The organism is Ruegeria sp. AE3 (genome assembly GCF_056542225.1).
The window spans coordinates 1-7,827 of sequence record NZ_JBQFZL010000032.1; the positions used below are offsets into that span (position 1 = coordinate 1).

7 protein-coding genes are annotated in these 7,827 nt (G+C 56.7%); 5 read left to right on the forward strand and 2 right to left on the reverse strand.

Annotated features, from left to right (window positions below):
- Positions 1-148: 148 nt before the first annotated feature.
- A complete protein-coding gene (locus ACR0NZ_RS20370) occupies positions 149-496 on the reverse strand; it encodes a hypothetical protein (protein ID WP_480521507.1) in 348 nt (115 codons plus the stop codon).
- Positions 497-1,165: 669 nt separating this feature from the next.
- Between ACR0NZ_RS20370 and ACR0NZ_RS20375 the strand changes: the two genes are divergently transcribed.
- From ACR0NZ_RS20375 to ACR0NZ_RS20385, 3 genes are read left to right on the forward strand one after another with little or no spacing between them, the layout of a single operon-like run.
- Entirely contained in the window at positions 1,166-1,339 is a 174-nt protein-coding gene (locus tag ACR0NZ_RS20375) for a hypothetical protein (protein WP_480521509.1), read from the forward strand.
- Positions 1,332-1,523, forward strand: coding sequence for a hypothetical protein (locus ACR0NZ_RS20380; RefSeq protein ID WP_480521511.1), 192 nt, complete (start codon positions 1,332-1,334; stop codon positions 1,521-1,523). Before ACR0NZ_RS20375 ends, ACR0NZ_RS20380 begins: the two co-directional genes overlap by 8 nt.
- Positions 1,524-1,560: 37 nt before the next feature.
- Positions 1,561-2,865, forward strand: a complete 1,305-nt coding sequence (locus ACR0NZ_RS20385; RefSeq protein ID WP_480521513.1) for a DUF6538 domain-containing protein — start codon at positions 1,561-1,563, stop codon at positions 2,863-2,865.
- 530 nt (positions 2,866-3,395) lie between these two features.
- Here the strand turns inward: ACR0NZ_RS20385 and ACR0NZ_RS20390 are convergent.
- Entirely contained in the window at positions 3,396-4,388 is a 993-nt protein-coding gene (locus ACR0NZ_RS20390; RefSeq protein ID WP_480521515.1) for an AraC family transcriptional regulator, read from the reverse strand.
- Positions 4,389-4,511: 123 nt separating this feature from the next.
- On the opposite strand from ACR0NZ_RS20390, the gene ACR0NZ_RS20395 reads away from it, so the two are divergent.
- A complete protein-coding gene (locus ACR0NZ_RS20395) occupies positions 4,512-5,942 on the forward strand; it encodes a DUF1214 domain-containing protein (RefSeq protein ID WP_480521517.1) in 1,431 nt (476 codons plus the stop codon).
- A 71-nt stretch (positions 5,943-6,013) separates the two neighbouring features.
- A complete protein-coding gene (locus ACR0NZ_RS20400; protein ID WP_480521519.1) occupies positions 6,014-7,441 on the forward strand; it encodes a DUF1254 domain-containing protein in 1,428 nt (475 codons plus the stop codon).
- Positions 7,442-7,827: the final 386 nt, after the last annotated feature.

Below are 7,827 nucleotides of genomic sequence, written 5' to 3' on the forward strand. Positions count from 1 at the left end.
GACGAGTCGTTCCAGAGGGCTGACGGGTGGTGGCTGGTGCTGGTGGGTTGGGGGCGCTAAGCATGCTTGCCCCCTTTTAATGAACGGCTTCAACAGATCCGGAAATTGCGAAAGGGTCTTGGTCAGCGTCACTAACGCTATAAATCTGTTATTTGGCCAGATTTGTAAGAAAGTTCTTTACTTGATCGTGAGGCACGCCACACTGTTTTGCTGCGATCGTTACAGCATGGCCATATATCTTGTGCTCAAACTCTTTGTCGTTCGTTGCAAAATCCAGTAGCAGTCTAACTAGATTGGCGGCGGTAGGCGGTTCTTCTAAATCGCCGCAATCAATCGCAACTTGCACCACGGCGTCCAACTGCGCATAAGCCTTGTCCCAGTATTTTTCGAATACGCTTTTCCCGAACAGTGTCTTCTTATTCGTCAGTTTGGCCCGGTCAGCAGTTTCAAGATAGTGCATCATTATCTGAATGGCGCGCTTAGTCGTTAACTTCATGGTTGGTTTTCCAATTCAAGCGTAGGTTAAACGCGGGCAATTGTTCTCATGACAGAATGCCTTGACCGGCCTCACCTGCTGGCTGCCATCGTTGAGTGTACAATTACCGGAATGGCCAGACAAGTTTAGTGCGGAACAAGGGTAGACAATGCGGCCTTCCCAGCCTCTGAGAGCCCTCGTTACCCGCTACGCTAGGCCTTCTCTGCTCCACCGAGCCTTTATCTGGCAGGGGTTGTGCTGGTTCTGAGCGTCCTGGTGCGCCCGCGCATGACAGCTTGGGCATAGTGCAATCGTGATGAACATTTTCTTGCCCGTTGAGATGTCGGAGCAAAGTTCCTCACCGCAAATCTCAAGCAACTCCCCGTGTGACATTAGTTCATTAGTGGTTATGCCACAGTGCTGGCACTGCGCCTCTTCAAGGGCGCACCTGACTTCTTCAACCGAAACTACGCGTTGATAGTTGCATTTAGTATCAGTCATTTTTTACCCCGCGATCTCAACCCCGTGCAATAGACCTGCTCTGACCTCACCCAGTAATCGCCTTGGGAGATTCAGGCTAACGCAGGTGCCGCGCGCAAACAACCCAGCGGGTATCACTTACTCTCGCCTTCGTAAAAACCGAGAGAACCCCTGCATCTAAATAAAGAAGCAACTGCAGGAGTTTGATCCATGAAGTACCTGTCTGCCCTCGGCGTTCTCGCCGGGGGTTTTCTTTTGCACCCACCGCCCAAGGCCGTCCTGACGACGATGCTCTGGGTGGTCACACGGTCTCACCCCGCTGTCTCGGCGCTGGTTCTGCTGGCGGTCCTCTGGACGTGGAGGAACGGAGGCGATGATGGCTGAACTTGAGTTGAACCATGGTGACGTCGTGGTCGTTCAGGCCTTCGAAGACGTCCCTGAACATCTGTTCCGCGTAGACGAGGTGTTCGAAGACTGCGTGACCGGCTTTGCTGTCACCGGCCCTCTGGCTGGTACCTACGGCGAACCGGATCGGGAGATGATCGTTCGACTCGTCTCCACTGACTGAACCCAACCCAAATCCTAAATCTGAAAGGAGGAGACTCATGTCTGCTCACATTCGCTATGCCTATCTGAAGGGTCATACGTGGCTCTACCGACGCAACTACCCCGTTGACGTCGCTCTCGCGCTGGGCGCTCAGGCGCTGAAGCAAAGTCTCAAGACCGGTGATCGTAACACCGCCCGCGTTCGTGCCGCTGAAGTCAATGCCCGGTTTGAAACGCTGGTGGAGCAAGTTCGGGGCAAGGCAGAGGAGGCCCTGTCTGCCACGGAGAGCAACGCTAACGTTCCTGATTGGGTTGACCAGCCAGAATCGTCTCTCGTCCGTCTCCGGGCCACTCTGGGGGACTCTGACACAGTTCTGGATGGCCCTGCCTTCATCCGACCCGTCGTGCCGGTAAAGGTGGCGGTCCGTGACCTGAGCCGCGCCTATCTTGCCCGGCGCAGTAGTCAATTGCGACCCAGCGGGTTCAAGTCGGTCCGATACTCCGTCGGGCTGTTCACGAGCCGATATGGTGATCGAACGGTTTGCAGCCTGACGCGGGCAGAGGGGCGAGAGTTCCTGTCAGCGATAGCTCAACTGTCTCCAATGATTGGAAAGTCGGAACGGACTCGGGGGTTAACCCTGGACCAACTCGTTACCTACTCGTCTCAGGGGTCTTTGACGATAACCGCCAGAACCCAGCGACGCATCTGGTCGCAGGTTAATCACTTCCTCGACTGGGTGGTCTATGAGGGGCATCTGGAGGCCAACCCGTTCCGGACGGTGCCCTTCGATCGCAAGGTGCGTCCTCAACCCTATGCAGTTCCGACTGACGATGAAGTGGTGGGATTGCTGGGAGCCAATGACCGAGAATTGCATTCGGTTCTGCTAACCTGCCTGCTATCAGGAATGCGAGCGGGGGAAGCGGTTGGGCTGCTCCGGGAAGACCTCGTGGCCAAGGGCAACCTCGGTTGCTTCGTGCATGTTCGACCTAACCGACTGCGACTGCTGAAGACCGACGCCGCTGAACGACTGGTTCCGGTGCATCCCGTGCTGGATGAGACGCTCCGACAGCTGCCTAGCCATGGCCCGCTGTTCCCTGACCTGACTGTCGCGCAGGTGACCAAGGGGTTCGCGAGACTGAGACGGCGGCTGGCTCTGGAACGACCGGGACTGGTGTTTCACTCGACCCGCAAGTGGTTCATTACCCAGTGCGAGCGGACAGGTGTTCCTGAGCACTTCACAGCCTCTCTGGTCGGCCATAAATCTGCGCGGTCGGAGAATGGGATCACCTACGGCATCTACTCGGCAGGCATCAGTGACGAGCAACGTCGGTCGATCGTTGACCAGATACGGCTCCCCGCATGAGTTTCCCGGACATTGACGCGTTTGAGGAGCGAGCGGCCATCGCTGAATACGATGGTGGCTGCTCTCGTCGAGAAGCTGAGAACCTCGCGGCTCGGGCTCAGGGATTCCGTGATGCCGAAGCCTACTGGCAGTGGCTGGCAGACTATGTCGTCCAGCGGCGACCACCCTCGTAAACCTATCCCTCGGCGGCCCTTAGCGGGTTGCCGGGGGTGCCCACGTTGCTTTCTTTTTTCCAAAGCGTACTATGGTTGAGGGCTGGCTGAATGACCCAGTTGCGGACTTTGTTGCCGTTCCCGGCGCTGACTGATGGGTCCGTATTCTGCGCAAAGCCGACATCGGGGCTCCACGAGTATGGACCGCAATGCGAACGCTTCCAGACATTTGCATAGGGTTCCTGCACCTACGTGACCGACCCAGATCTGGCCTTTTGGTTCGTCGCTGCGAACGGCGGCTCCTACGGTTGTTGCGAGATCCTAAAAGTCTCGACTCAGTAGCGTGGGCTCAAACGGCGACTTCCGAGGCCAAGCGACCTAGCGCGGGTCCGACGCGGCGAACTGGCTGGGCGAAAAGCCTGTCTGAGCGTTGAAGGCCCGACTGAAGTTGTTTGGGCTCGAATAACCAAGATCCAATGCGACGGCTGCAACCGACATATCGCCGTGACGCAGAAGTTCTTTGGCACGCTCTATTCGAGAGTTGTTCACGATGTCCCTGAACCGAACCCCATCCAGCATCAATCCTCGCTGCAAGGTTCGGACCCCGATATCCATGCATTCTGCGGTTCTTTCGATGGACACCGAACCCTCATAGATCTGCAGTCGCACCATGGCAGCGACCTTGTGGGGCAAAGTCTTGGGCGGGCCACCAACTCTCTCTCGAGCAATGTCCTCGATAGTCGCTTTCGGTTTGGCCTCCGTCGCGGTCGTCCGCAAAAGTTTGCTGGAAAAGACAACTCCCAATGCAGGTTGATCCCAATGGACTGGGCACCCGAAGACTTCCTCGGCGCGATCTCCTGCGGACGGTTTTGAAGTATCGATCATCAGCCGCTCCGGCGACCACGCTGGTCCAAGGTAGTGCCTGAAGACGCTGAGAAAGACGCCTACTGCCGAAAAAGCGACGTCGGAATACGCACTATGTGATCGCAGTCCGAAGCGATATCCATACCATGCACGGGCGCCGTGTGTTTGAAACTCGATCAGGTCCGCACTCGAGTGATACGAGATCGCCTTTGCAGTTCGCACGAGAGCCGCTCCGAGGTTTGGCGAGGACAAAACGTAGTCTCCCCATGCCCCGTAATCCGCGACGGTGAGATGCGGTGCCCAGAGCAGGCCGATATTCTCTTCCCCAGCGGAACGCCCGACCTCTTGAATGAATGTCGCGAGGGCGTGTTTCGGGATGTAGCCATCGCGACTTTCGATGAAGCGATGGGGCAAACCGGATCGCTTCAACGCTCGTTCAAGCGGTTTTTGCCCGCAGGTTTCAAGCGTGAATTGCGGCATCGCACCAAGCGCCTTGGCGGAGATCATGGGAGGGTCTGCTGGCATACAGGTTTGCTTAATCGTGATTCTGTCGTGAAATGATACGCCGATCTCGCAGCGATATGCCAACCTATGCTCTCGATTTGGCTATTGGCGGGAGGCGAGACGCAGATGACCATAAGTACAAATATGGCAACCAGGCAGTCTGCTCGTGGGCTGTATGCAGGCGTTGCACTTTCTATTCTGGCTGGGCCTGTTGTGGCGGAGATGTCTGAAATCGCCCGCGATACCGTTGTCCGGCGCTCCTGCGAGGCTGCGATCTGGGCGATGCCTGCCGTTGGCGTTTACGATATCGAGTTGGCGATCCAGCGCGATGCGGGGGCCGACAAAGGCGTGATCGCTTATATGAGCGAACCGATGGACAGCCGACACGGCTTCCTGACGGCCAACGACGTGACACCGTATGTATTTGGCGGTGGATACGCGGTGGATGAGCCCGTTGTCATCGATGTTCCGTCAGCCGGAGAAAAGGCGGCATTCTTTGGAACGATCACGAACGCCTGGCAGGTTCCGTTGGCAGATGTTGGCACCTCGGGCGATGATGCGGGCGAAGGCGGGAGGTACCTCATCGTGCCACCGGGATATGACGGCGACCTCCCGCAAGAGGGCTACTACATCTATCCGTCCAACACCTATGGCGTTCATTTCGCCTTCCGCCCTGTAGCAAAGGATGGTGGCACCAGCAAAGATCAGGCTGCCTACGCCCAGACCCTTCAAGTCTACCCCTTGTCCGAGGTCGACAATCCGTCGCCAACTGAATTCATCGACGTAAAGGAGAACCCGATCAACACGCTTCCCGTGTATGACATGACGTTTTTTCACGACATGAACACGGTCATCCAGCGCGAGCCGGTTCTGGAGCAGGACAAGGTCATGATGGCGATGCTGGCCTCGCTTGGTATGGTGCGCGGCGAGCCGTTTGAACCGGATGAGGAAATGCAGGCCGCGATGCTGGAAGGGCTGCAATGCGCCTATGACACCATGCAGGAGCATTTCATCACGCGCTCGGTCGTTCCGCTCTGGGAAGACCGCAAATGGGGAGTCTGGGCCTTCGCCGAGGGTCAGCCGGAAGCGGGTTTTCCTTATGTGACCGATGAAATGGTGCTGATCGATGACCGCGCGGGCGGTTCGTATTCGTGGATCACCTATCTGCCGAAGAAGCTGGGTGGCGGGACTTTCTACCTTACAGGCCTGACCGACAGCGATGGAGATATGCTGAACGGGCAAGACAGCTACAAACTCAATGTTCCCGCCGACACGCCCGCTGAGGATTTCTGGTCGGTCATCGTCTACAGCATGAAGTCCAAGGGCTTCGTCGCAGGCAATGAGCGCGTGGGCCTGGCAACGCCAAATCTGCCGGACATGCAGGTCAATGACGACGGCTCGGTTGACGTCTATTTCGCGCCAACGGCTCCGGATGGCCTCGAAAGCAACTGGATACCGACCGGCGAGGACTTCTTCTTGCTATTTCGCCTTTATGGGCCAGCGGAAGGATGGATCGAAAGCGGATGGCAACTGCCGGACGTCGAGAAAGCAAACTGATTTTCTGACAGGAGAAAAAGATGAAACGCACATTTCTTGCCGGATGCGCGGCCCTTGCCGTAACAGCGAACATGGCGCTTGCGGAAGGCGGCGATGGCCGCTTCCTAGAGAACGAAGAGTTCAACACGATCATCGGCAACTTCACCTTCGAGAAGGGATTTCCGACCGCTGAGACCACCGAACGTTTGTTCCAGATACGGACGACCTATCGGGTGATGGAAGTGATCCAGCAAAACGTCTTTGGAGCCTCGCTCTATGCGATGCGCAAGGGTTACGCAGATTTCGGTGCAGGAAAACCTAATCAGGTCATTGTGTTCAAGGACCTGATGGACGCCAAGTCCGAGTTTCTGACAGCCAACAATACAACCGTCTATGCGATGACTTTTCTCGACCTTAACACAGACGGTCCGACAGTGGTCGAAGCGCCTCCCGGCATGCTTGGTTTCTTCAACGACATGTGGATGCGCTATGTTGGCGATGTTGGAAATGCGGGGCCGGACAAGGGCGAAGGCGGCAAATTCCTCGTGCTTCCGCCGGGATACGAGGGAGACGTACCGGATGGGTACTTCGTTTTTGAATCCAAAACCTACGGGGTTTGGCTGGCGCTCAGAGCCTTCCTGGTCGATGGCACGACCGATGCAGCCAATTCGCTGTACGAGCAATTGAAGATCTACCCGCTGGCCCAAGCGGACAATCCGGAACCCACCGAACTAATCGATGGTTCAGGACAGGAAATCTGGACAGTTCATTCCGAAAATTATCACCTCCTGGAAGAGCTTGGGCACCTCGTCGAAGAAGAGCACCCGGACGCGCTGGACGGGGCGCAGAAATTTCTGCTCGCCTCCATCGGCATGGAGTTCGGCAAGCCATTCGATCCCACACCGGAAGAGAAGGCCATCCTTGAGCCAGCCGCCATGGCGGGCGCGGCGCTGCTTCGGGCCAATATGTGGAACTACGTTGGCGACGACAAATACATCTACGAGGATCGCAAATGGTGGAACCCGTTTGTTGGCGGCGTCTACACCTTTGACCCGAACGGATACCTCGACTACGACGCTCAGGCCTTTTTTGCAGCGTATGCGACAGGCGTGACACCGGCCATGGCGAGCAAAAACGTGGGTATTGGGTCGCAATATTTGTGTACCCATACCGATGGCGAAGGTGTTCCGCTCGACGGTGCGAAGACGTACAAGCTGACAGTTCCAGCTGATGTTCCTGCGAAGGATTTCTGGTCTGTCGTCGTCTACGACAGCGCAAACCGCTCGATGATGGCAACATCACAGCAATTCCCTGCGCTCAGCAGCTACGACGATTTGGCGCAGAATGAAGACGGAACGGTCGACCTCTACTTCGGCCCAAAAGCGCCAGAAGGTATGGAGTCGAACTGGGTCGAAACTGATCCGAGCAAGGGCTGGACAGCCATCGTGCGCCTGTACGGCCCGCTGGAGCCGTTCTTCGACCAGACCTGGAAGATGAACGATTTCGAACTGGTGGATTGATATTCCCTGAGACAACCATCGGGGTTTGCGGGGCGAGCAGAAATTTCTGCGCCAACGGTCAGCCACTTCATCAATGTCAACAAACGGTCGTCAGCCGGTCGGCCTACCCGCGCTCGAATTCAATAGTAGCGGTTCACTTGGCGTTGCATCTGGGTGCAATGACGCAAGATACGCACAACTGGGTGTATCATGGTTACTGCGTGTTCGGTGCGAGTGTGCCAGGTATTTGAAGCCTTACGAAGCATTGCGACCTCCCATTGATGACCTTACGTTAACCTGGATGAATGAGAGGTACTGTGAACTGGGACACAGAGCGCCAGTACAAGTTTCCGCCCCGCCCCCCACCAGCACCAGCCACCACCCGTCAGCCCCCGGAACGCCTCGTT

What these genes read in the sequence shown, in the direction of transcription:
- ACR0NZ_RS20370 (WP_480521507.1), bottom strand. Translation starts at nt 496, where the DNA reads ATGAAGTTAACGACTAAGCGCGCCATTCAGATAATGATGCACTATCTT.
- ACR0NZ_RS20375 (WP_480521509.1), top strand. Translation starts at nt 1,166, where the DNA reads ATGAAGTACCTGTCTGCCCTCGGCGTTCTCGCCGGGGGTTTTCTTTTG.
- ACR0NZ_RS20380 (WP_480521511.1), top strand. Translation starts at nt 1,332, where the DNA reads ATGGCTGAACTTGAGTTGAACCATGGTGACGTCGTGGTCGTTCAGGCC.
- ACR0NZ_RS20385 (WP_480521513.1), top strand. Translation starts at nt 1,561, where the DNA reads ATGTCTGCTCACATTCGCTATGCCTATCTGAAGGGTCATACGTGGCTC.
- ACR0NZ_RS20390 (WP_480521515.1), bottom strand. Translation starts at nt 4,388, where the DNA reads ATGATCTCCGCCAAGGCGCTTGGTGCGATGCCGCAATTCACGCTTGAA.
- ACR0NZ_RS20395 (WP_480521517.1), top strand. Translation starts at nt 4,512, where the DNA reads ATGACCATAAGTACAAATATGGCAACCAGGCAGTCTGCTCGTGGGCTG.
- ACR0NZ_RS20400 (WP_480521519.1), top strand. Translation starts at nt 6,014, where the DNA reads ATGGCGCTTGCGGAAGGCGGCGATGGCCGCTTCCTAGAGAACGAAGAG.